At 45.2% G+C, this 22,072-nt stretch carries 20 protein-coding genes; 4 read left to right on the forward strand and 16 right to left on the reverse strand.

Annotated elements, in window-relative coordinates; genetic code table 11:
* Positions 1-72: 72 nt before the first annotated feature.
* Positions 73-1,725: a glucose-6-phosphate isomerase gene (pgi, locus tag AB6E85_RS23645; RefSeq protein ID WP_048610687.1), complete on the reverse strand. Its 1,653-nt coding sequence runs from the start codon at positions 1,723-1,725 to the stop codon at positions 73-75.
* Positions 1,726-2,051: 326 nt separating this feature from the next.
* Here pgi and AB6E85_RS23650 point away from each other — a divergent pair, with 326 nt between their 5' ends.
* A complete protein-coding gene (locus AB6E85_RS23650; protein WP_004735849.1) occupies positions 2,052-2,471 on the forward strand; it encodes a secondary thiamine-phosphate synthase enzyme YjbQ in 420 nt (139 codons plus the stop codon).
* 173 nt (positions 2,472-2,644) lie between these two features.
* On the opposite strand, the gene AB6E85_RS23655 is transcribed toward AB6E85_RS23650, so the two are convergent.
* The 3 genes from AB6E85_RS23655 to AB6E85_RS23665 are packed head-to-tail and all read right to left on the reverse strand — an operon-like array spanning position 2,645 to position 6,357.
* Positions 2,645-3,850, reverse strand: coding sequence for a BamA/TamA family outer membrane protein (locus AB6E85_RS23655; RefSeq protein WP_372144453.1), 1,206 nt, complete (start codon positions 3,848-3,850; stop codon positions 2,645-2,647).
* Positions 3,851-3,873: 23 nt separating this feature from the next.
* Positions 3,874-4,959: an alanine racemase gene (alr, locus tag AB6E85_RS23660; RefSeq protein WP_065677853.1), complete on the reverse strand. Its 1,086-nt coding sequence runs from the start codon at positions 4,957-4,959 to the stop codon at positions 3,874-3,876.
* 6 nt (positions 4,960-4,965) lie between these two features.
* A complete protein-coding gene (locus AB6E85_RS23665) occupies positions 4,966-6,357 on the reverse strand; it encodes a replicative DNA helicase (protein WP_016767560.1) in 1,392 nt (463 codons plus the stop codon).
* 175 nt (positions 6,358-6,532) lie between these two features.
* On the opposite strand from AB6E85_RS23665, the gene AB6E85_RS23670 reads away from it, so the two are divergent.
* Positions 6,533-7,450, forward strand: coding sequence for a DUF481 domain-containing protein (locus AB6E85_RS23670; protein WP_016767559.1), 918 nt, complete (start codon positions 6,533-6,535; stop codon positions 7,448-7,450).
* 162 nt (positions 7,451-7,612) lie between these two features.
* Here AB6E85_RS23670 and rplI read toward each other — a convergent pair whose 3' ends face one another.
* The 5 genes from rplI to rnr form a co-directional block, all read right to left on the reverse strand.
* Positions 7,613-8,065, reverse strand: coding sequence for a 50S ribosomal protein L9 (gene rplI, locus AB6E85_RS23675; RefSeq protein WP_010434182.1), 453 nt, complete (start codon positions 8,063-8,065; stop codon positions 7,613-7,615).
* A gap of 38 nt (positions 8,066-8,103) precedes the next feature.
* Positions 8,104-8,331: a 30S ribosomal protein S18 gene (gene rpsR / locus AB6E85_RS23680; protein ID WP_000090472.1), complete on the reverse strand. Its 228-nt coding sequence runs from the start codon at positions 8,329-8,331 to the stop codon at positions 8,104-8,106.
* 112 nt (positions 8,332-8,443) lie between these two features.
* Positions 8,444-8,833, reverse strand: coding sequence for a 30S ribosomal protein S6 (gene rpsF / locus AB6E85_RS23685; protein ID WP_004741278.1), 390 nt, complete (start codon positions 8,831-8,833; stop codon positions 8,444-8,446).
* 277 nt (positions 8,834-9,110) lie between these two features.
* Positions 9,111-9,851 carry a 23S rRNA (guanosine(2251)-2'-O)-methyltransferase RlmB gene (gene rlmB / locus AB6E85_RS23690; protein ID WP_010434114.1) on the reverse strand — a complete coding sequence of 247 codons (741 nt, stop codon included), beginning with the start codon at positions 9,849-9,851 and terminating at the stop codon, positions 9,111-9,113.
* A 148-nt stretch (positions 9,852-9,999) separates the two neighbouring features.
* Positions 10,000-12,498: a ribonuclease R gene (gene rnr, locus AB6E85_RS23695; protein WP_372144456.1), complete on the reverse strand. Its 2,499-nt coding sequence runs from the start codon at positions 12,496-12,498 to the stop codon at positions 10,000-10,002.
* 247 nt (positions 12,499-12,745) lie between these two features.
* On the opposite strand from rnr, the gene AB6E85_RS23700 reads away from it, so the two are divergent.
* Positions 12,746-14,155, forward strand: a complete 1,410-nt coding sequence (locus AB6E85_RS23700; protein WP_372144458.1) for an amidohydrolase — start codon at positions 12,746-12,748, stop codon at positions 14,153-14,155.
* Between the two features lie 143 nt (positions 14,156-14,298).
* On the opposite strand, the gene motX is transcribed toward AB6E85_RS23700, so the two are convergent.
* A complete protein-coding gene (gene motX, locus AB6E85_RS23705) occupies positions 14,299-14,934 on the reverse strand; it encodes a flagellar protein MotX (protein WP_017063177.1) in 636 nt (211 codons plus the stop codon).
* A gap of 298 nt (positions 14,935-15,232) precedes the next feature.
* Positions 15,233-16,549, reverse strand: a complete 1,317-nt coding sequence (locus AB6E85_RS23710) for an adenylosuccinate synthase (protein WP_010434108.1) — start codon at positions 16,547-16,549, stop codon at positions 15,233-15,235.
* 172 nt (positions 16,550-16,721) lie between these two features.
* On the opposite strand from AB6E85_RS23710, the gene AB6E85_RS23715 reads away from it, so the two are divergent.
* Complete coding sequence (locus AB6E85_RS23715; protein ID WP_010434105.1) at positions 16,722-16,910, forward strand: DUF2065 domain-containing protein; 189 nt, start codon at positions 16,722-16,724, stop codon at positions 16,908-16,910.
* 170 nt (positions 16,911-17,080) lie between these two features.
* Here AB6E85_RS23715 and hflC read toward each other — a convergent pair whose 3' ends face one another.
* From hflC to miaA, 5 genes are all read right to left on the reverse strand, one after another.
* Positions 17,081-18,058 (reverse strand): protease modulator HflC, encoded by a 978-nt coding sequence (gene hflC / locus AB6E85_RS23720; RefSeq protein WP_010434102.1) that lies wholly within the window; start codon positions 18,056-18,058, stop codon positions 17,081-17,083.
* 2 nt (positions 18,059-18,060) lie between these two features.
* Positions 18,061-19,263, reverse strand: coding sequence for an FtsH protease activity modulator HflK (hflK, locus tag AB6E85_RS23725; protein WP_019825650.1), 1,203 nt, complete (start codon positions 19,261-19,263; stop codon positions 18,061-18,063).
* Positions 19,264-19,290: 27 nt separating this feature from the next.
* A complete protein-coding gene (gene hflX, locus AB6E85_RS23730; protein ID WP_017059928.1) occupies positions 19,291-20,598 on the reverse strand; it encodes a ribosome rescue GTPase HflX in 1,308 nt (435 codons plus the stop codon).
* A gap of 44 nt (positions 20,599-20,642) precedes the next feature.
* Positions 20,643-20,906 carry an RNA chaperone Hfq gene (gene hfq / locus AB6E85_RS23735; RefSeq protein WP_017059927.1) on the reverse strand — a complete coding sequence of 88 codons (264 nt, stop codon included), beginning with the start codon at positions 20,904-20,906 and terminating at the stop codon, positions 20,643-20,645.
* A 193-nt stretch (positions 20,907-21,099) separates the two neighbouring features.
* On the reverse strand, positions 21,100-22,032 hold the full coding sequence (gene miaA, locus AB6E85_RS23740; RefSeq protein WP_048612708.1) for a tRNA (adenosine(37)-N6)-dimethylallyltransferase MiaA: 933 nt from the start codon (positions 22,030-22,032) through the stop codon (positions 21,100-21,102).
* Between the last annotated feature and the right edge of the window lie 40 nt (positions 22,033-22,072).

Genomic DNA, 22,072 nt, shown 5'->3' on the forward strand with positions numbered 1-22,072 from the left:
ACCATTACTTGCTCTACAGACACAAAAACGCCAACCCGAAGGTTGGCGTTTTTTTTGGTGCTATCAACTCAATTAAGCTTTAAGCGCTTTAAATGCGTTGATTAGACCGTTCGTTGAGCTGTCGTGAGACGTTACTTGAGCATCGTCAGCAAGCTCAGGAAGAATTTGGTTTGCTAGTTGCTTACCAAGTTCTACACCCCATTGGTCGAAGCTGAAGATGTTCCAGATAACGCCTTGAACGAAGATCTTGTGCTCGTACATCGCAATTAGGTTACCTAAAGAGCGAGGGTTGATTTGCTTAACAAGAATTGAGTTCGTAGGGCGGTTACCTTCAAATACTTTGAAAGGTACTAGCTCAGCCACTTCTTCAGCTGTTTTGCCCGCAGCTAGGAATTCAGCTTCTACTGTCTCTTTTGTCTTACCGAAAGCTAGCGCTTCAGTTTGAGCAAAGAAGTTAGACATTAGCTTCTGGTGGTGATCAGATGCTGGGTTGTGGCTGATAGCAGGCGCGATGAAGTCTGATGGGATCAGCTTAGTGCCTTGGTGAATCAGTTGGTAGAACGCGTGCTGGCCGTTTGTACCAGGTTCACCCCAGATGATAGGACCTGTTTGGTACTCTACTGGGTTGCCTTCACGGTCAACAAACTTACCGTTCGATTCCATGTTGCCTTGCTGGAAGTAGGCAGCAAAACGGTGCATGTATTGATCGTAAGGTAGAATTGCTTCTGACTCAGCGCCGTGGAAGTTGTTGTACCAAATACCGATAAGCGCAAGGATTACTGGAATGTTGCTTTCAAACTCAGTTGAAGCAAAGTGGTTATCCATCTCGTGAGCACCTTCTAGTAGCTCAACGAAGTTATCGAAGCCAACAGATAGTGAGATAGAAAGACCGATTGCAGACCATAGTGAGTAACGACCACCAACCCAGTCCCAGAATTCGAACATGTTGTCAGTATCAATACCAAACTCAGCTACTGCTGTTGCGTTTGTTGATAGTGCTGCGAAGTGTTTAGCTACGTGTGCGTTATCACCCGCTTCAGCCAAGAACCAATCACGTGCAGAGTGCGCGTTAGTCATTGTTTCTTGAGTAGTGAATGTTTTAGATGCAACTAGGAATAGCGTTGTTTCTGGGTTTAGAGGCTTAAGTGTCTCAACTATGTGAGTGCCATCTACGTTAGAAACGAAGTGCATGTTTAGACGAGTTTTGTATGGCGTTAAAGCTTCCGTCACCATGTATGGACCAAGGTCCGAACCGCCGATACCGATGTTAACTACATCAGTGATCTCTTTACCTGTGTAACCTTTCCACTCACCAGAAACGATGCGGTGGGTGAACAATTCCATTTTTGCTAGTACTGCATTCACTGCTGGCATGACGTCTTTGCCATCAACCATTACTGGGTTGTCGCTACGGTTACGTAGAGCAGTGTGAAGTACTGAACGACCTTCAGTCTTGTTGATTGCATCACCACCGAACATTGCTTCGATTGCAGACTTAACTTCAGTCTCGTTCGCAAGAGCAAATAGGTGCTGCATAGTTTCAGCATCGATAAGGTTCTTAGAGTAATCCACTAAGATGTCAGAACCGAAACGAGTAGAAAAGCTCTCGAAACGCTTTGCATCTTGAGCAAACAGTTCTTTCATATCCATATCTTGAGCAGACTCAAAATGTGCAGTTAGAGCTTTCCACGCTTGTGTATGCGTTGGGTTGATATTTTTCAACATGGTATCTATCCCGATGTTACTGTAGGTTTTATTCTAAACGTCACCTGGGTGATGAATAGAACCCCCGATTAGGCGAAAGTTTATATTTTTCTGTGATGACCAAACCGCGTCACCACTGAAAGATTCTTTGTAATTTTTTTTCACGACGTATTATGCCGTATATGAAGAGCTGTACCTTGAGATAAATCAGGATTAGATTTCCTGATACAAGAATCGGTACTGACTCTAGCTCTAACATAATTAAATGTGAGCGATACCTGATAAATTCAAGTTCAAAAGATAGCGTTAAACCACTTTTTTTCCAAATACATTATAAAGGATGGCGTATGTGGATTCAGAAGACTATACACCTAAATGCACGAAAGCGTGGATTTCATCTCATTACTGATGAAATTGAACAACAGATACACGATATCAATTCTTTATCTGTTGGTTTATTACATCTTTTTATCCAACATACCTCAGCCAGCCTCACATTAAACGAGAACGCAGACCCTACCGTCCGTACTGATATGGAGTCGCACTTCAATAAGTTTGTTCCCGAGCGAGCGCCCTACTACAGACACACCTATGAAGGCGATGATGACATGCCTGCCCACATTAAAGCATCGACACTTGGCACCAGTGTGACAATACCGATTAGCAACGGTCGTTTAGCTTTAGGAACATGGCAGGGCATTTACTTAGGTGAGCATCGAGATTGTGGTGGCAGTCGTACTGTGATTGCGACTATTCAAGGTGAGTAATCATAATCACCCAAGAGCAATAAGCTCTTAATAATCATAATGATAGTAAACAAAAAAGGGTGACACGATTATGTATCACCCTTTAATAATAAGAAAAATTTAACGGCTAAAGCTTTGCCTAGTTTAGTTTAGTTTAGTTTAGTTTAGATAGGCTTAGAAAGGCTTAGAAAGGCTTAGAAAGGCTGGTTTATCATAACCCTAAAGGTCCCTTCGTCACCACCTCGCGCCAACTCAGCACGTACAACAATGCCTTCCACTTGGAAACGCACCGCGCCACCTAAGCTCCATTTCATGTCCGAGTGCAGTGTTTTAATATCGTACTCATCAGCAACGCGCCCGACTTCGGCAAACGCCACCCATTGCCACCAAGGCAAATCGTAGTAGTTAATCAGTGGGATATCACCCAAAGGTTGCCAGTCAGGAATCACTCGGTATTCAGCAGAGTAATGAACCGCAGAACGTCCGTGGTAGCGACCCCCGGTATAGCCTCGTAATCGATACAAGCCACCCAATCGAGCTTGTTCCGTTTCCGGTGGACGAGCACAATCTTGCCCAGAGCAGTTATCCCAGGTTGGTGTATCAGCAGTATAGAAATCGAGTGCCACGACTTGTTGGTCGAACAGGTCACCTAAAGGGCCTAATGCGAAGTACTGACTGTTTTGGAAGGTCCACTTGAGCCACAAATCATCGTTAGACCAGCTTTCTGCGCCAGTCGTGAATTCAAGGTTAGTATGAGAGCCCGTGGTTGGGTTACGTGTACTGTCACGGTTATCCCAATCCAATGCCAGACTAAAGCCTGTCGCCTCTTCCGTGTTGTTTAAACCTTCTAGCTCACGTGCCGTATAAAAAGGCGTGAAGATAATCGAGCTGACACCCGATTCGACGGGCGAAGCAAAACTCACATCTTTGATTGGCTGAAAAGCCCCTAGCAAGCCATGTTCTGCAACATTGCCCCAAGGTAGCAAATACTTGAATTCAAACTGATAGTTTTGCTCTAGGCCATCGGCAATGGTTTTATCATCAATAGATGAATCGTTATCGCCTTGAGAGCCTATGTAATAAGGATTGTCGTTGAAGCGCGCTTGGTACATCTGAGTACTGAATAAAACATTCTCAGACAAAGCGTAGTTAAAGGCAGATAGAAAACCGACGTAACTGTCTTTGTCTGAATAAAGCGCCATACCAAACAGAGCGGCTTGAGGTTGCCAAACACCCTTTGCGACACCCGCAACCCCAAAGGTATTGCCCAAAGTTTCAGTACTAAAATAGAAAGGGACAAAGGCTGAATCTTTTTCTTCACTCACAGCGGAAGAAGAAAAGCTGACACCGAGTAATGTAATTGCAGACATTAGCCAGTTTCGAGTCGTTCGCTTGAACATAATTTACTTATCAAGATCCATGATTACTTCACATACTCCATCGCAACACGCGAAGTCAGCTTAGTAACTAACTCGTAAGCGATAGTGCCTATATGTTCAGCCACTTCTTCTGAAGGTAAATCTTTACCCCACAGAGTCGCTTCATCGCCGACTTTATCTGCCGCATCTGGGCCTAGATCAACCGTTAGCATGTCCATTGATACTCGTCCTGCGATCGGGGCTTTTCGACCGTTAACGAACACTGGAGTGCCATTAGGTGCAGTACGAGGATAACCATCACCGTAACCAATCGCGATAACACCAACCTTGGTATCACGTTCACTGGTCCAGTTTCCGCCATAACCCACACTTTCACCGGCTTTCACATCGCGAACTGCAATCAGGTGTGAGGTCAGGGTCATCACAGGCAAAAAACCAAGCTCTTGCGCTGATTTATCCACAAACGGAGAGACACCGTAAGAGATGATTCCCGGACGAACCCAATCAAGATGGCTGTCTGGCCAAGCGAGCAAACCCGCCGAGGCAGCAAGTGAACGCTCCCCTTCACAACCTTCGGTAAGAGACAAGAAAAGCTCTGTCTGTTCAACTGTGGTTGCTCTATCCAGTTCATCAGCACAACCGAAGTGGCTCATGTAACGGAGAGGTTTGGCAACATTCGCACATTGATGCAAACGCTCAACAAAGTTTTGATATTGCTCAGGGCGAACACCTAATCGGTGCATGCCACTGTCGACTTTGAGCCATACCACAACGGGTGTTTCCAAATCTGCATTCTCTAGCGCGCTTAATTGCTCTTCACAATGCACCACCGTTTGAATGTTATTGGTCACCAAGATTGGTAAATCACCCGAAGAGTAAAACCCTTCCAGCAACAAAATAGGTTTAACAATGCCACCAGCACGAAGTTGTAGCGCTTCTTCAATACGCGCCACACCAAAAGCATCAGAGCTTTTTGAGTGCTTGGCGATATGCAGTAAGCCGTGTCCGTAGCCATTGGCTTTCACAACAGACATGACCTTGCACTGAGGAGCCTTCGACTTTATCTGGTTCAGGTTATGTTCGAGCGCGTTTAAGTCAATGCTCGCCGTCGCCGCTTTCATGTAAGTCATTAGCGATTACTCATCATCAAATGCAGGGCCTGCATAGTTATCAAATCGGGAGTGTTGGCCTTGGAACGTAAGACGAACCGAACCGATCGGACCGTTACGTTGCTTACCAAGGATTATCTCAGCGATGCCTTTCAATGAACTATCTGGGTTATAAACCTCATCACGATAGATGAACATGATCAAATCGGCATCTTGCTCAATCGAACCTGATTCACGTAAGTCCGAGTTTACTGGGCGCTTATCAGCACGTTGCTCTAGGGAACGGTTAAGCTGAGAAAGTGCTACGACCGGAACGTTGAGCTCTTTTGCTAGCGCTTTCAATGAGCGAGAAATCTCGGCGATTTCAAGAGTACGGTTATCAGATAACGAAGGTACACGCATTAATTGAAGGTAATCTATCATGATCATAGAGATACCGTCGTGTTCACGAGCGATACGTCGAGCACGAGAACGTACTTCTGTTGGCGTTAGACCCGAGCTATCATCGATATACATATTCTTCTTATCCATCAGAATACCCATACTCGACGAGATACGAGCCCAATCTTCATCGTCTAACTGACCAGTACGAATCTTGGTTTGGTCTACGCGAGAAAGTGACGCAAGCATACGCATCATCAACTGTTCGGCTGGCATCTCTAGCGAGAAGATTAAAACCGGTTTGTCTTGCTTCATCGCTGCGTTTTCACACAAGTTCATCGCAAACGTGGTTTTACCCATCGATGGACGAGCAGCAACAATAATTAAGTCAGAGCCTTGTAGACCTGCTGTTTTCTTGTTGAGGTCGTTGAAGCCAGTATCGACACCTGTCACACCATCTTGCGGCGTTTTGTACAGGATCTCGATACGCTCTAGTGTTTTCTCTAGAATGCTATCAACGTTTTGTGGACCTTCGTTTTCACTTGCACGGCCTTCGGCAATCGCGAAGACTTTACTCTCAGCCAGATCAACAAGTTCTTCCGATGTACGACCTTGAGGATCATAACCAGAATCAGCGATCTCATTCGCAACACCAATCAGACTACGTACCAACGCACGTTGTGCCACGATATCCGCGTAAGCGTTAATGTTCGCCGCACTTGGGGTATTTTTAGCTAGGTCAGCAAGGTAAGCAAAGCCACCCACTTCTTCAAGTTGCTCACGCAGCTCTAGATGTTCAGAGAGTGTAATAAGATCCAAAGGAGAACTTTCTTCAAGGATATCTTTTACCGCTTCAAAGATCAGACGGTGAGGACGACTATAAAAGTCTTTGGCCACAACCTTTTCGGCAACTGTATCCCAGCGTTCGTTATCCAATAACAAACCGCCAATAACAGATTGCTCAGCTTCTAATGAATGTGGCGGGACCTTGATGGCGTCCACCTGATCGTTGGCTGATTTCTGACTTTTGGTATCCACTATGACTACACTCAATAACTAATAATGATCGTTCATTATACCCAAGAACATCCATTTGTAATCCGATCCTATGAGTTTGTTTTATTCTTCAGAAAGAATTTACTTATTGCTGACGGAATTAACCAAGGGTAGCATTACGATCCTTCCATTCATTCACTGTATAACTGGGGTATGCGTGTCCAAATTATTGGCTCTGAGCACTGGTCTTCTGAGCTCTAGTCTTCTAAGCATCGGTCTCCTGAGCACTCCGTTGGCCTTAGCTGATGATACTAAAGCCTCTGTTGATGCTAATACCTCTGTTGATTCTATTCTCGACTCTATAGTAGTACCAGAAACTACAGCTGAGCCGATCGTCGTTGCACCGACACCTGAAGAAAAAGAGTTGGATATCGCACCAAGTGATACGGCTGATACAGAGCTGCCTAACCCACTAAAGACTGAGGTCGAATTTGGATATCAGTCGCATACTGGTAATTCGGATTCACGATCGCTTAACGCACGCCTGAACGGTGAGTATACCGCTGGTCGTCATAGAACCAGTGGCGAATGGAAATACTACAATCTCTATAAAGATGGTGAGGAAGATAAAAGGCAATCGACTTACTCGGCTCAGAGTGACTACAAGTTAAGTCCTAAAACCTACCTTTACGGCAGCTTCAAAGGTGTTGATTCACGATACAGTGCTTACTTTAAGGACTATACCGTTTCGAGTGGTCTGGGTTATCAGTTTTCGAATACCGAAGAGTTTGTTTTGGAAGTGGAAGTCGGGCCGGGTTTTCGTTATCAAGAACCGAATCTCGATGAACTAGACGACGATGACATCATCTTTCCTGAAATTGTTGAAGAAGCGATTTTCCGTGGCAATGTGAATACATCATGGCAGGTGTTGAAGAACTTGCAGTTTAAAGCGGACGTGACGTTAGTGTCTGGTCACAGCAACCTTAAGTTTGATACCGAATTAGAAGCCATCAATGATATCACTGACAATATCGCGCTGAAGATCGCTCACTCTCGTCAATACCACGACAAAGTTCCTGAAGGATTAAGCAAAGAAGACTCTGTGCTGTCGATTAACCTACTCTTTCAATTCTAATTCCATGGCTGGTTGTTCAGCCATCAGAGCTTTTGGATCATAGTAGGCTTTTAACCTAATGTAACCCTCTCTTACCTTTTCCTATATTCCAGACATAAAAAAACACCAGCCGAAGCTGGTGTTTAAAACTTTCAAAAGAAAGAATTCGTCTTGGTACTGAAATTACTCAGCTGCAACGATAGCGATTTTCGCAGTAGCAAAAACTTCAGAGTGAAGTTGGATGCTTACTTCGAATTCGCCGATGTTACGTAGAGCGCCTTCAGGTAGGCGTACTTCGCTCTTAGCTACTGCAACACCTGCCGCTGTAATAGCGTCAGCGATGTCACGAGTACCGATAGAACCGAATAGTTTACCTTCGTCACCAGCTTTAGAAGCGATTGTAACGCCTTCTAGAGTGTTAACGCTCTCTGCACGAGCTTCAGCAGCAGCTAGTTGCTCAGCAACTTTAGCTTCTAGTTCAGCACGACGAGTTTCGAACATAGCAACGTTGTCTTTAGTTGCCATAACTGCTTTACCCTGTGGGATAAGGAAGTTACGAGCGTAACCAGATTTAACGTTTACTTGGTCGCCAAGGCCACCTAGGTTACCGATCTTATCAAGTAGAATAACTTGCATTATCTTAGTCCTCTTAAACTATTATTAACTATTACCGATTACTGATGCTTGTCAGTGTACGGTAGTAGAGCTAGGTAACGAGAACGCTTGATAGCGCGAGCTAGTTGACGCTGGTACTTAGCGCTTGTACCAGTGATACGGCTAGGTACGATTTTACCAGCTTCAGTGATGTAGTTTTTAAGAGTTGCTACGTCTTTGTAGTCAATCTCTTGTACGCCTTCTGCAGTGAAACGGCAGAATTTACGACGACGGAAGAAACGAGCCATGGGCTATCTCCTGATCTTAAATTTAGTAAAGCGGTCTTTCACAATTATCGAAATAACTATCAATGACCTTAAACAAGTTGAGAATTTTTTAAGGCATTAAGCCAAAAAAGAATTACTCAGCAGCTGCTTCTGGTTTAGCTTCTGTACGCTCTTCGCGACGAGGAGCACGCTCTGCACGCTCTTCTTTTTGCTTAAGCATAATAGATTGCTCAGTCACAGCGCCTTTAGTGCGCATGATCATGTTACGTAGAACTGCATCGTTGAAACGGAAAGCAGTTTCTAGCTCGTCAATCACTTCTTGACCAGCTTCAACGTTCATAAGAACGTAGTGAGCTTTGTGAAGCTTGTTGATTGGGTAAGCCATTTGACGACGACCCCAGTCTTCTAGACGGTGGATAGTACCGCCAGCTTCAGTGATAGAACCAGTGTAACGCTCGATCATGCCAGCAACTTGCTCGCTTTGATCAGGGTGAACCATGAATACGATTTCGTAATGACGCATTTGGTTGCTCCTTACGGATTATTAGCTTCCACGAGTGGCCCGGTCGTCCAGAGGAAGCAAGGAACTAAAGATAAATGACCGAGTTTTAAGGACGGCAAATGTTATAGAAAGAACCCGGTATTGGCAAGCGCTATTTGGTGAATAATGAAACAGTTTTTCTGTCGCCATCTAGCCATCCGACAAACCGATGGATTTTGCTATAACAGCCTAAAAAGAAACGCCCACCAGCAAGTGGTGAGCGCTAATAAATTCATAGACTTAAAGCAGCGTTAACGCATTACTGAGCTAAACGCTGTCTTACCGCTTCGAACAGGCAAATACCCGACGCCACAGAAACATTTAAGCTCGATACGCTACCTGCCATTGGAATCTTAATCAGATCATCGCAAGTTTCACGAGTTAAACGACGCATACCGTCACCTTCGGCTCCCATCACAACTGCAAGTGGGCCTGTTAGTTTCGCTTGGTAGATATCATGCGTTGCTTCGCCGGCTGTACCTACGAACCATACGCCTTGTTCTTGCAATGCACGCATAGTACGAGCAAGGTTAGTTACACGTACTAGAGGAACCGTTTCAGCCGCACCACACGCTACCTTGCTAACCGTTGCCGTTAAAGGCGAAGAACGGTCTTTCGGTACGATAACCGCAGCAACACCCGCCGCATCTGCGTTACGCAGACAAGCGCCTAGGTTGTGCGGATCTGTTACACCATCTAGAACCAACAGTAACGGTTGTTCGTGCTGCGCTAGGATGTCGTCTAGGTGAGTTTCATTAAGCTGCTTAGCAGGTTTCACCTTAGCGATAATGCCTTGGTGATTCGCGCCTTGTGATTTTTCATCAAGCGGCTTACGACCCATCTGTTGAATCGACACACCAAACTGCTGCAGTTGGTTCAGTAATGGAAGAAGACGCTCGTCTTGGCGGCCCTTCAATACATAAGCTTCGATAAAGCGCGCAGGATCTTTTTCTAGTACGGCTTTCACCGCGTGAATACCGTAAATAAATTCGTTACTCATTGTCTCAAATTACTCTTATTGCTCAGAGATGAACGACATCAAACCCGATGCATCCATCTCTGTATTGTTTATTTCGAGAGCATGCATCTTCCGCCTGATACTCTCGCATTTAATCAGTTAAAGGCTAACCCTTGTAACCCAAAAAGCTTTAAGACTTGTCAGCCTTTGGCTTACGGCTTGCTGTACGCTTTTTCTTAGCTCGCGCCTTAGCCGCACCGGTTTTATTCGACGACTTTTTCTTAGCTGAACTTTCGCTACTGCCATCTGGTCGCTTAGTGGGTTCAACTAAAGGTTTCGCAGAAACGCCTGGCTGATTGCTCTTCACCGCTGAACGCTTCTTACTTTTCGCCTTTTTCATCGCTTCTGCAGCACGCTTCTTGGCTGTTTTACCTTTGCCGCGTGGCTGACGATCGGTGTCTTCTAGATCGAAGTCGATTTGACGAGTTTCTAAATTAACGGCAGAAACTTTCACTTTAACCGAATCACCCAAGCGATAGATATTACCTGAGCTTTCACCGACTAAACGCTGACCAACAGCATCGAATTGGTAGTAATCATTCGCTAGCGCTGAGATATGTACTAATCCATCGATGTGCAGTTCAGTTAGACGCACGAAGAAACCGAAGCCAGTCACGTTGGCAATCACGCCATCCATCACTTCACCGACATGGTCTTGCATGTATTCACACTTCAACCAGTCGTTTACTTCACGCGTTGCGTCATCAGCACGACGCTCAGTCATTGAACACTGCTCACCGTAGAAGTCCATATCATCGAACGTGTAGTGGTAACCACCGGTAGGCGTCCAACGTTCGCTGTTACGACCGCCTTCTTTCGCAATAAGGTACTTAATCGCACGGTGCAATAGCAAGTCAGGGTAACGACGAATCGGCGAGGTAAAGTGAGCATAGCGTTTAAGGGCTAAGCCAAAGTGACCCGCGTTATCCGCGTTGTAGACCGCTTGCTTCATTGAACGAAGTAGCATGGTTTGGATTAACTCACGGTCTTCACGTTCGTTAATCTGTTGCATCAGTTGTGCATAGTCTACTGGTGATGGTGACAGACCACCTTCCAGCGTTAAACCTAATTCACTTAAGAAGCTCTTGAAGCCCATTAAGCGCTCTTCGCCCGGAGTTTCGTGAACACGGTACAGAGCAGGCTCTTTCGCTTTCTCTACGTAAGATGCCGATGCGATGTTCGCAAGAATCATACACTCTTCGATGATCTTGTGTGCATCGTTACGAATTACCGGTTCAATACGGTCGATCTTACGATCCGCATTGAAGATAAATTTGGTTTCTACCGTTTCAAACTCAATAGCACCACGCTCATCACGCGTTTTCTTGAGAACTTTGTACATCTTGTGCAGTTCTTCAAGATGCGGTACTTCTGGCTCGTAACGCTCACGAAGCTCTTCATTGCCATCTAAGATCGCCCCTACTTTGTTATAAGTAAGACGAGCATGAGAGTTCATTACTGCTTCGTAGTGCTTGTAACCCGACAGTTTGCCTTTGTCTGAGATAGTCATCTCACACACCATACATAAACGGTCTACTTGAGGGTTCAATGAACACAAACCATTTGAAAGCACTTCTGGCAGCATTGGCACGACTTGTGACGGGAAGTATACCGAGTTACCACGGTTAATCGCTTCTTTGTCTAGCGCTGTATCTGGGCGAACGTAGTAACTTACGTCAGCAATCGCTACCCATAGACGCCAGCCGCCGCCTTTCTTCGCTTCACAGTAAACCGCATCATCGAAGTCACGCGCATCTTCACCATCAATGGTAACCAATGGCAGTTTACGCAGGTCTACACGTCCTTCTTTTGCTTCTTCAGGAACATGCTCACCTAGGTTTTCGATTTGCTTATCTACCGCTTCAGGCCACTCTTGTGGGATCTGGTGAGTACGGATCGCAATCTGCGTTTCCATACCCGGCGCCATGTTTTCACCAAGAACTTCGGTTACTTTCCCCATCATGTTACGAGAACGACCACCGCGATCCGTAATTTCAATCACAACCACATTACCCATTCGAGCACCGCCTTTATGCTCAGTAGGGATCTGGATGTCGTGACTAATACGCGAATCATCAGCAACAACGTAAGAATGGCCGTACTCTAGGAAGAAGCGACCAACAAGTGGCGTTTTACGCTCTTCAAGCACACGAACCAAGCGACCTTCACGACGACCACGCTTACTGTTGTCAGTAGGCTGAACCAATACGTAATCACCGTGCATGATGGTTTTCATCTGATGATGCGGCAGCACGATATCATTGTCTTTACCTACACTGCCGTCTGGGCGAACCCAACCATGACCGTCTTTATGACCAATCACATAGCCTTTGATCAGTTCCATCTTCTCTGGCAATGCGTAGCACTGACGACGAGTAAAGATAAGCTGTCCATCACGCTCCATTGCACGTAAACGACGACGCAGCCCTTCATATTGTTCCTCTCCAGCAAGACCCAAAGCTTCGAATAGATCGTTGCGGTTCATCGGAATATTCGCGTCTGTTAGAAACGAAATAATGAACTCTCGGCTTGGTACTGGGTTATCGTAATTTTTCGACTCTCGGTCGGCAAAAGGATCAACAGTGGTTGTCGCTGTCGTATTTTCTGACGTTGGTGTGTTTTTTGACATAGGCGGGCCTGCTTAAGCAAGGAAGGTATATACCCCTAGTATATCTGATGCTAGGGGTAAGCTACAGATATGCTTTAGAAAACACTCAAATAACCTCAGATTGATACATATCTTCACTTTGTGAAACATCGCTTCATAGACGTGGACTATCATCAAAATTTCAAGCAAACGATAAAACAAACGTTTGCGCCATGAATGAAATACACTATTATCCACGCACTTTACCAACTCCTGTTCTGAGTATGATATGAAACTAAAACGCACTTTATTGGCTTCAGCTATGGCGAGCCTAGCGCTGTTCCCATTCGCAAGTTCGGCAATGGAAAAAGCGGACCTGATGATTACCGATGCGATGGTTCTGACAATGAACCAAGACAAAACGGTTTATGAAAGCGGTACTGTTGTCGTCAAAGACAACAAAATCATTGCGGTTGGAGATGCTTCACTAGAGAAACAGTACCAAGCTAAGCAAGTGTTAGACGTTGATGGCGATATCGTTATGCCAGGTCTCATCAATACCCATACTCATGTATCAATGACAGTTTTCCGTTCGTTGGCCGATGACGTGCCAGATCGCCTGCACCGCTACATCTTCCCACTAGAGAAGAAGCTAGTATCGCGAGACATGGTACGCATTGGTGCGAACCTGGGTAACGTTGAAATGGTGAAAGGCGGTGTGACGACTTACGCCGACATGTACTACTTCGAAGATGAAGTCGCAAAAACCGTCGATAAAATCGGTATGCGTGCCATCCTAGGTGAAACGGTGATTAAGTTCCCTGTAGCCGATGCGGCTAACGCCGAAGAAGGCATTAAGTACGCGTTGAACTTCATTGAAGAATACAAAGATCACCCGCGAATCACACCTGCGTTTGCCCCGCATGCGCCTTACACCAACACCACAGAGATCCTTCAAAAAATATCTAAACTATCCCTAGAGTTAGATGTGCCTGTGATGATCCACCTTGCAGAATCACACCGTGAAGTAGAGAAGATCGCCGAGCGCTCAGAAGGCTTATCGCCGGTTCAATACATGGATAGCATTGGCGCACTCAACAAGAACTTGGTGGGTGCACACATGATCCTAGTTGACGATCATGATATCGAACTAGTGAAGAAATCGGATATGGGTGTGGCTCATAACATGAGTGCTAACATCAAGTCAGCAAAAGGTGTATCACCTGCGCTTAAGATGTATGACGAGAACGTGCGTATCGGTTTAGGTACTGATGGCCCAATGTCCGGTAACACACTGAGCACCATTGATGAGTTCAACCAAGTCGCTAAGGTTCACAAGCTAGTTAACAAAGATCGTTCTGCGATGCCACCGATCAAAGTGATCGACATGGCGACCATGGGCGCAGCAAAAGCGCTGCACATGGAAGATAAGATCGGCTCTCTTGAAGCAGGCAAACTGGCTGACATCATAGTGATCGATACTAAGGCGCCAAATATGGTTCCGGTCTACAACCCATACTCAGCAATGGTGTACTCAGCTAACTCAGGCAATGTTCGTCATTCCATCGTTGATGGCAAGATCATCATGCAAGATCGCGACATGCTAACGGTAGACGAAGATAAGATCCGCCAAGAAGCACTCGATTTCACTAAGGTTGTTCGTGAAACGGTGATTGAGTCTGGTGAGGTGGTTCAATAACGCTACCGAATTAGATAAACGGTTTTCCGTTCAGATCAAAAAAGGCCTCGCTGATGAATCTCAGCGAGGCCTTTTTAATACGAGTTTTTTAGATGATTAACGAGTGCAGTCATTAATCATCATTGCTCATTCAATAATCTGTCTTACCAGAACACGTCTCGACGCTTTGCTCGAGCAATAATATTGTCTGGCATTCTCTGTTCCAGACCGCTACGAAGCACAGTAATACGTCTGTGTTGTCTTTGGTCTGCGGTTACCGAGTTATACAACCAACGGTAAGCATCTTCATAATCCAATGGGCTACCGTAGTCACGTAACAAGAGTTCCGCTAAGTGGATACTCGCACTTAAGTTACCCATCGAGGCCGCTTCACGTAGATACGGAATCGCACGCTCTTGATCTTGTTGTACCAAAGTACCACGAGAGTAATAACGACCTAACTGCTCTAATGCAGCGGGTAAACCTTGATGTGCCGCGTTTTCCATATAGTAAAGGCCAAGCTCTACATCTTGTGGAACACACACACCCCAAGCCAACATATCACCGTATAAAAACTCATAAGAAGGCAAGCTAATACGCGTTGCACGAGCAACGATATCTTCAACTAACTGGCACTTATCAGCTTTCACTCGTTCTAGATGTTGATTATTTTCGATTAAATTAATCAGTTCAGCTTCTGTATATATTGGAACGGGCTCTCCCACATCAGCCAAATTTGCATGACTCAAGGGTGAGCTCAGCGCCATTATTAATGAAGCTGCCACAATTCGTAGCTTCATACCTGCACTCTATTATCTGTCGCTAAAGTTATCTATTGAGGGGTGCAGAGGATTTCTACACGCACAAAACAGGGTGAACTTCACTTTCCATGATATCTGTATCGGCAATAACCCCGACGGCTTTAGACAAAACTTGCCGCTAATGGGCAATATTTTGCCTGATGACGCTTAAAAGATCACCATCAAAGAGTGAACGGCTAAATTGCAGGTATTAAAAAGCCGACTTAATAAAGTCGGCTTTTAGAAAACTATTTTATTATCAAAGCACTGTTCGTGCCTGGTAATCACTCAGCGGGCATTATGCGCCGTATGGGTGAACCTTGATGATAGTTTCGTTACGATCTGGGCCAGTTGATACGATATCAATTGGAACGCCAGTTAAGTCTTCGATACGCTTGATGTAATCTAGAGCAGCTTGTGGAAGCGCGTCGATAGATTTAGCACCAAATGTGTTTTCAGACCAACCAGGCATTGTTTCGTAGATTGGCGTCGCTTCTTCGAATGACTCAGCAGCCATTGGAGAAACTTCTAGGATAGAACCATCTTTCATCTTGTAACCAGTACAGATTTTTAGTTCTTCTAGGCCATCTAGAACGTCTAGTTTAGTTAGACACATACCAGATAGAGAGTTGATTTGGATTGCACGACGCATAGCAACAGCATCGAACCAACCAGTACGACGTAGACGACCAGTTGTTGCGCCAAACTCGTGGCCAACATCGCCTAGGTGTTTACCAACTGGGTCTTGCTTCTCAAGGCCATCGTATAGCTCAGTTGGGAATGGACCTGAACCAACACGAGTACAGTAAGCCTTAGTAATACCAAGGATGTAACCGATGTGACGAGGACCGAAACCAGAACCTGCAGCAACACCACCAGCAGTCGTGTTAGAAGACGTTACGTATGGGTAAGTACCGTGGTCGATATCTAGTAGCGTACCTTGAGCACCTTCGAACATGATCTTGTCGCCGCGCTTACGTGCTGCGTCTAGTTCGTCAGTTACGTCGATAACCATCGCAGTTAACATGTCTGCGTAGCTCATCGCTTGCTCAAGAACTTCTTCGTAGCTTACTGTTTCAGCTTTGTAGAAGTGCTCTAGTTGGAAGTTGTGGAATTCCATAACTTCTTTTAGCTTCTCAGCAAATGCTTCTTTATCGAAAAGGTCGCCAACGCGTAGACCACGACGAGCAACTTTATCTTCGTAAGCAGGACCGATACCACGACCCGTTGTACCGATAGCTTTAGCGCCACGAGCGATTTCACGCGCGTTGTCGATTGCAATGTGGTACGGAAGAATTAGAGGACAAGCTTCAGAGATGAAAAGACGTTCACGTACTGGAATACCGCGATCTTCAAGAGGCTTCATTTCTTTTAGAAGTGCGTCAGGCGATAATACTACACCGTTACCAATAACACATTTAACGTTATTACGTAGGATGCCTGATGGAATTAAGTGAAGAACGGTTTTTTCACCGTCAATTACAAGTGTGTGACCTGCATTGTGACCGCCTTGGTAGCGAACCACGTATTTTGCATCTTCAGTTAAAAGGTCAACGATTTTACCTTTACCTTCATCACCCCATTGGGTGCCTAGAACGACTACGTTATTTCCCATCTTTCCAATTTCTGTTGCTAATTAAAAATGGATTCTAGCACTGAATCACACTTCTTGCAGTCACTTTTTGTTCATAAACGTTAACGCTGTACAAAAATAAACCAGCCATAACTGGGGGCAGATGTATAAAGATACTGATATCATTGCTTTTTTACAGACAAAAGGCAGAACCATGTCTCAATCAATTTGGCTCGCTATTGGGCTCGTACTTATTGTTGAAGGGCTTGGCCCCTTGATTGCACCCAATGGCTGGAGAAACATGGTCGCACAACTGAGCGAGCAACCAGACACGCAACTGCGCCGCATTGGAGGCTGTCTTGTGGTGGCTGGAGCGGTTATCGCTTTCATGACCTACCGCTAGTTTCTATAAGTAGAACGCTGTTGAGCGCCTTCCCTCGCCCTCAATAGTGAATCCGCAAGCATGTCTCCTCCTGAAATAAGTCATAGAAAACAAAAAGGCTCCCACAATGGGAGCCTTTTAAGTTTTAACGTATTTTGCTTATTGAGCTAAGCATTCGCTAACGCATCAGCTTATTTTGCTGGAGCGCCGCTTGCTTGATTCATGTATTGGAAGAAGTCAGTCTTCGGATCCAGTACTAGAATGTCGCTCTTATCGCTAAATGATGTCTCATAAGCTTGCAGTGAACGCATGAAGCCGTAGAACTCAGGATCTTTGCTGAACGCATCAGAGTAGATCTTCGCTGCTTCTGCATCCGCATCACCACGAGTGATTCGAGCTGTACGGTCAGCTTCAGCAAGAACTGTTGCCACTTCTAGCTCAGCTTGAGCACGGATAACTTCCGCTTTCTCACGACCTTGAGAACGGTGTCTACGAGCAACCGACTCACGTTCTGCACGCATACGACGGTAGATAGATTCACTGATTTCGTCAGGAAGGTTAATCTTCTTCATACGGAAATCAACAACTTCAACCCCTAAATCAGCCATAGCACTTTCTGCCGTTCCAGACAAAACGTTTTCCATGATCTTATCGCGTTCGCCATCAACTTCTAGTGCTTCTGCAGCCGCTACCGTTGTGACGACTTCGCTATCAGCAGAGTCTGGCAGGATGTCCTTATTACGAGGACCTGACACGATCTGCTTAATTTCACGAGAACCAATTTCAGAACGAAGAACATCTGTCACTTTACGCTCAAGAAGTGCTTCTGCCGTCATGATATTACCGCCGCCAGTACTCAGGTAAAAACGTCCAAAATCAGCAATACGCCATTTTGCGTAAGTATCAATTAGAACGTCTTTTTTCTCTGATGTTACGAAACGGTCAGAACGGCCATCCATAGTTTGAATACGAGCATCAAGTACTTTTACGCGATCAAACATAGGCAGTTTAAAGTGCAGGCCTGGTTCATAGATTCGTGATACGCCGTTGTCATCGAGAACTCGACCAAAACGAATTACCATGCCACGTTCGCCTTCTTGAATCACAAATAGTGACATCAATAGAAGGGCAATCGTCACAACTAATACAGGGATCATTAATTTACGCATTATTAGTATCTCCCTTGGCGTGAACTGTCTGAACGAGTTTGAGTGCTAGGCTTAGGATCCGCTTGAGTTTCTAACTCAATTTGATCGTAAGTTGATGATGCTTTTGCAGGGCGAGTGCCCGACTGAGAACCACCTTGTGCGCCTAGCTTATCAATTGGTAGGTATAGCAAGTTACCGCTTGATTCAGAATCAATCAGGACTTTCGATGTGCTTGAGTACACTTTTTCCATTGTATCTAGATACATACGGTTACGTGTTACTTCAGGAGCAGCTTGGTATTCAGGTAGCAGTTTCTCAAACTGAGCTACTTGACCTAGAGCACCATTAACTGTGCGCTCTGAGTAACCTACCGCTTCTTTCTTCAAACGCTCAGCTCGACCTGTTGCTTTTGGAAGAATGTCATTTCGGTAAGCTTCAGCTTCACGTTCAAAACGCTCTTCATCCTCACGAGCAGCGATAGCATCATCAAATGCATCTTTTACTTGCTCAGGTGGACGTGCTGACTGGAAGTTCACATCAACAATCAGAATACCCATGTCGTAGCTATCAATAATACGGTTCAACGTTTCTTGAGTGCTTTGACGAATCTGCTGACGACCACTTGTCAGGATACTATCCATTAGTGAGTCACCAATTACCGCACGAAGCGCAGAATCGGTTGCTTGGCGTAAACTGTCGTCTGCATTCGTTACACGATACAAGTACTTGTATGGGTCAGAAACACGGTATTGAACACCCATTTCAACGGTCACAACGTTTTCATCTTTCGTTAGCATCGTGCCAGCAGCACGTAGAGAACGGATCGCTTGAACGTTTACTAGTTGCTCATCTTTGATTTCATCGATGAAGCGTGGGTGCCAGTTAAGACCAGGTTCTTCGATACGGTCGAACTGACCCAGTCGAAGTACTACTGCTCTTTCTGCTTCGCCAACGGTGTAGAAACCAGCGAAGAACCAGATAGCAATAGCAATAACGGCAATGACACCAAAGCCAATTGCACCGCCACCACCAATAGATGGCCCGTTACCGTTGCCACCCTTTTTACCAAACTTGCCACCTAACTTTTGACTTAGTTTACTAAACACTTCGTCTAGATCTGGCGGTCCTTGATCTCGGCCGCCGCGATTATTTTTATTACCCCAAGGGTCATTATCGCGGCCGTTATTATCGCCGTTGTTGTTATTTCCAGGCTCATTCCACGCCATTAGAAAGCTCCATCATTTGATATGACGTTATACTGTAGCAGTCTCTTTGGTAACGATAAAGTCACCTAAGAGCGCCCCTTCTCTTTTTTCAAGTTTAGACCAATCTATTTGTTGCATTCGGATATCTATCAACAAGTTACCATTTTCATCATACTCTTCCTGTTGAATACATTTCATCTCGAAGAATAAGCTGCGAATACGGCCCTGATGTTGATGTGGAATACACAACCGGAATTGAACCATCTGGCTAGCTAAACGCTCAGTTAAAGCTTCAAACAGTAGCTCAATACCTTCTCCTTCCATTGCAGAAACCCAAACAGCGCGAGGTGCGCCCTCTTCGTCTCTTTCAATTCGAGGTTTTTGGTCTTCCATGCAGTCAATTTTGTTCATGACTACAAGGGTTGGCACTTCATGAGCATCGATTTCTTCTAATACTTCATGAACAGCCTGAATGTTCTCACGAAAACGGTCATCACTGGCATCAACAACATGTAACAAAATGTCAGCTTCCTGCGTCTCTTGTAATGTTGCCTTGAACGCAGCGACCAAGTCGTGTGGTAGATGACGGATAAAACCTACGGTATCTGCGAGAATTGCAGGCCCGACATCTGCCAAATCAATCTTACGTAGTGTTGGGTCTAGGGTTGCAAACAGTTGGTCTGCCGCATAAACACCAGCACTTGTGATGCGATTGAAAAGTGTTGATTTCCCTGCGTTGGTATAACCAACCAAAGAAATTGTTGGGATTTCAGCTCGATTACGAGCACGTCGTCCTTGTTCACGCTGTTTAGCAACTTTCGCTAAACGACGTAGTATTGCCTTTATACGGTCACGCAACAAACGGCGATCGGTTTCCAGTTGAGTTTCACCTGGACCACGAAGACCAATACCACCTTTCTGCCTTTCAAGGTGAGTCCAACCACGAATCAATCGAGTAGAGATATGACGAAGCTGAGCGAGCTCAACTTGTAGCTTACCTTCATGAGTTCGCGCACGTTGTGCAAAGATATCTAAGATCAAACCCGTGCGATCAATCACACGACATTTACACAATTGCTCGAGATTTCGCTCTTGGGCAGGAGAGAGGGAGTGGTTAAAAATCACAATTTCAGCACCGGTTAGCTGAACAGCTTGTGCGATTTCTAGGGCTTTACCTTCTCCAACGTAGTATTTAGGGAGTGGGGATTGTCGGCTACCAGTAATCACTTGTAGCGTTTCTACCCCCGCTGAGGAGACCAGCATTTCACATTCGCTTAGATCTTCCCATTCTCCCTCTTGCGTGAAGTTGATATGAACAAGTACGGCTCGCTCGCCGGATTCATAACGGTCAAACAAGCAACCAACTCCTTATTACAGCGCAAGCTGTATCAATTGAACGATTAATCTTCAGTCTTCTCTGGACGATCAGATGGCGTGCGTTGCTCGCCGCTGTGGTGACTAACTGCGCGAGCAGGTACCACAGTAGAAATCGCATGCTTGTAAACCATTTGGTTTACTGTGTTCTTCAATAAGATCACGAATTGATCGAAAGACTCGATCTGACCTTGCAGCTTAATGCCGTTAACAAGATAGATAGAGACTGGAATGCGCTCACGACGGAGTGCATTTAGGAATGGGTCTTGTAGCGATTGCCCCTTAGCCATTTTATTTTCCTTATTTGTATTTTGTTGTAATTATTTAGCTAGTGGTGCACAAAAAGGTGCGGCCTTTGCATCTGAGCTAAATGAATAAAAAAACTCCGTTGTTATTGAAAGGCTGTGATTTTTTAAAAGCCTCAATAACGGATCCTTTCCAGAGTATATTCACGCAAAAGCGATCACATTATACACAGCAATACTAATCAGATGCTATTGCATCTGAAAGAGTTTCTAACGCTTGATCAATGTTTTCGCTATCTAACCAAGTTAAATCATCCCAACTGCGCAACCAGGTGATTTGTCGCTTGGCCAACTGACGGGTTGCACAGACACCACGGAAAACCGCTTCGTCTAAATCACAATTACCGTCTAAATAATCCCACATCTGCCTATAACCAACGCATCGGATCGATGGCAGTTCAGGGTGAAGATCTTCTCTGGCGTACAACGCCTTCATTTCATCTTCAAATCCCGCTTCTATCATCTTCTCGAAACGCAGCTCAATGCGGCGATGGAGTTCAGTCCTTTCCTTGGGAGCTATTGCAAATTGTTTTACACGAAATGGCAGGCTATCGCCTTTCGTTTGAGTTAGCTCTGTTAATGTTTTACCCGAAATTCGGTAAACTTCCAATGCCCTTGAAAGCCTTTGTGGATCATTTGGGTGTATTCTTTCAGCGGATACGGGATCTATCTCTCTTAATTGATCGTGCAATGCCTGCCAACCTTGTTCGATAGATTCCGCTTCAATCTGCTTACGAATCTCTTGATCCGCGGCTGGTAATGGCGATAAACCTTCCAACAATGCTTTGTAGTACAGCATTGTGCCGCCAACAAGTAACGGGATTTTGCCTTCCGCTACAATCTTATTCATTTCATTGATCGCATCACGACGAAAATCTGCCGCAGAATACGCTTCGCTTGGATCCAAAATATCAATCAAGCGATGAGGCGCGAGCGCAAGCTCTTCCGCATCCGGTTTAGCGGTACCAATATCCATGTCTTTGTAGATCAATGCCGAATCGACACTGATGATCTCTACAGGGTATTTCTGACGTAAGCGGATAGCTAAATCTGTTTTTCCCGACGCCGTTGGGCCCATTAAAAACAACGCTAAAGGTAATTTTTCAGTCATGATATTTTGTATTTGCTTCTCTGTTTTAGCGCTTTTTAGC

The organism is Vibrio sp. 10N.247.311.51 (assembly GCF_041467855.1).
GTDB lineage: Bacteria > Pseudomonadota > Gammaproteobacteria > Enterobacterales > Vibrionaceae > Vibrio > Vibrio coralliirubri.

Coding starts and splice junctions, on each gene's coding strand:
- AB6E85_RS23650 (WP_004735849.1), top strand. CDS start 2,052: ATGTGGATTCAGAAGACTATACACCTAAATGCACGAAAGCGTGGATTT.
- rlmB (WP_010434114.1), bottom strand. CDS start 9,851: ATGAGTAACGAATTTATTTACGGTATTCACGCGGTGAAAGCCGTACTA.
- hfq (WP_017059927.1), bottom strand. CDS start 20,906: ATGGCTAAGGGGCAATCGCTACAAGACCCATTCCTAAATGCACTCCGT.
- AB6E85_RS23700 (WP_372144458.1), top strand. CDS start 12,746: ATGAAACTAAAACGCACTTTATTGGCTTCAGCTATGGCGAGCCTAGCG.
- pgi (WP_048610687.1), bottom strand. CDS start 1,725: ATGTTGAAAAATATCAACCCAACGCATACACAAGCGTGGAAAGCTCTA.
- rpsF (WP_004741278.1), bottom strand. CDS start 8,833: ATGCGTCATTACGAAATCGTATTCATGGTTCACCCTGATCAAAGCGAG.
- rpsR (WP_000090472.1), bottom strand. CDS start 8,331: ATGGCTCGTTTCTTCCGTCGTCGTAAATTCTGCCGTTTCACTGCAGAA.
- hflC (WP_010434102.1), bottom strand. CDS start 18,058: ATGCGTAAATTAATGATCCCTGTATTAGTTGTGACGATTGCCCTTCTA.
- motX (WP_017063177.1), bottom strand. CDS start 14,934: ATGAAGCTACGAATTGTGGCAGCTTCATTAATAATGGCGCTGAGCTCA.
- AB6E85_RS23715 (WP_010434105.1), top strand. CDS start 16,722: ATGTCTCAATCAATTTGGCTCGCTATTGGGCTCGTACTTATTGTTGAA.
- rnr (WP_372144456.1), bottom strand. CDS start 12,498: ATGTCAAAAAACACACCAACGTCAGAAAATACGACAGCGACAACCACT.
- AB6E85_RS23655 (WP_372144453.1), bottom strand. CDS start 3,850: ATGTTCAAGCGAACGACTCGAAACTGGCTAATGTCTGCAATTACATTA.
- AB6E85_RS23710 (WP_010434108.1), bottom strand. CDS start 16,549: ATGGGAAATAACGTAGTCGTTCTAGGCACCCAATGGGGTGATGAAGGT.
- rplI (WP_010434182.1), bottom strand. CDS start 8,065: ATGCAAGTTATTCTACTTGATAAGATCGGTAACCTAGGTGGCCTTGGC.
- alr (WP_065677853.1), bottom strand. CDS start 4,959: ATGACTTACATGAAAGCGGCGACGGCGAGCATTGACTTAAACGCGCTC.
- miaA (WP_048612708.1), bottom strand. CDS start 22,032: ATGACTGAAAAATTACCTTTAGCGTTGTTTTTAATGGGCCCAACGGCG.
- hflK (WP_019825650.1), bottom strand. CDS start 19,263: ATGGCGTGGAATGAGCCTGGAAATAACAACAACGGCGATAATAACGGC.